Source organism: Novosphingobium lindaniclasticum LE124, assembly GCF_000445125.1.
In the GTDB taxonomy this organism is placed as follows: Bacteria; Pseudomonadota; Alphaproteobacteria; order Sphingomonadales; family Sphingomonadaceae; genus Novosphingobium; species Novosphingobium lindaniclasticum.
Genome location: NZ_ATHL01000005.1, coordinates 1 through 1,201, shown reverse-complemented (window position 1 = coordinate 1,201; position 1,201 = coordinate 1). Strand labels below are relative to the sequence as shown.

General features: G+C 33.6%; 2 protein-coding genes. Both read right to left on the bottom strand.

All coding sequences use genetic code 11. The features are described 5' to 3' along the window. A partial coding sequence (locus L284_RS47105; RefSeq protein ID WP_200861619.1) for a Rep family protein occupies positions 1 to 302 on the bottom strand: 302 nt, incomplete at its 3' end. Positions 303 to 641: 339 nt separating this feature from the next. Next, complete coding sequence (locus L284_RS47100) at positions 642 to 986, bottom strand: hypothetical protein (RefSeq protein WP_081673850.1); 345 nt, start codon at positions 984 to 986, stop codon at positions 642 to 644. Positions 987 to 1,201: the final 215 nt, after the last annotated feature.

The following is a 1,201-nucleotide window of genomic DNA, read 5'->3' as shown; positions in this document are numbered from 1 at the left end:
TTCCTTTCGTTTTTATCTGGTACAGTATCCTTATTAAAATAATCAATGTTATTTTCTTTATCATCTACTAATTCAGATACGTACTTTAATGACTTATGTTGTTTAAAGTTCAAGAACAAATGTAAATGAGGTTCAACATAGGTTGTTTTATCTTCTTTTAAGTCTTTATCATGCACTATCATTGCAAATTCTTTGATAGAATGATCACATTCACATTTACGCTTAAGCTCATCAATCGTTAAATTTAAGAAATCTAGTTGCTGAACAAACATATAGTTAGTACATCTCTTTTTATCTGCCAAATTTTATACACCACCTTTCCTAATTTAATAGTCTTTTTAGACTTGTTTTGTACAAAATTTTTTAGGTTTTGGGACTAAAACAAGCCCTCAGTCCCAAAACAATGAGCTTTAGAACTTTGTACAAAATTTTAAATCTCAATTAATTACGCGCATTCGCGCGTCCATTTGTTCACGACGTTGCGACATAGCGCAACCTCGCTCACAAATTACCAACAAATCACACCTTTGAAGCTCACTCATTGCTAAAAAATTAAATACTTGCGATTGCATTGAAGTTCAGAAGTGAAATCTGGGCTCTGCCGAGAATATTTCACTTCTGAACTGCTGATGCAATCGCCACTAGCTTTTTACCAAACGGTCAGCTTCAAAGATGGCTCTCCCACGATTTCTGTCTCCAGCTACATACGCATTTTTAACATCTTCAATAGCGCATTTACTAAACTCATCAACTAAAGGCTTTTGTTTTACAAAAACCGTAAACTCCTGACCTTTATTAGATGATGGCGTAAACCACTCACCTTTACTATTTTGTCTTTCTTCATACTGATGAGCATCATTAGCAACAATAATCGTGCACTTGTATGCTTCTTTATCTTCAACATAATCTTTCAATTCTTTAAACACTAACTCCCACTCTTGAAGTGCTTTATCTGAATCAAATCCAGTTAAATGATATAGATTCATCTAATATCAATCCTTTCATATATATAAATTAGTTATTTAATAGCTTTAGAATCCCGAACTGCCCCTGCTGTGGGCATTTCCCTCCCCTTATTTCAAAGAAAATTGAAATAACAATCGTGGTTATTCCACACACATTTTTACAATCATCCTATCCAATAAACTCGATTAATCATTAACAAAGCGTGACCAATGTTCTGCGCCTGTTGAGTTTTTTT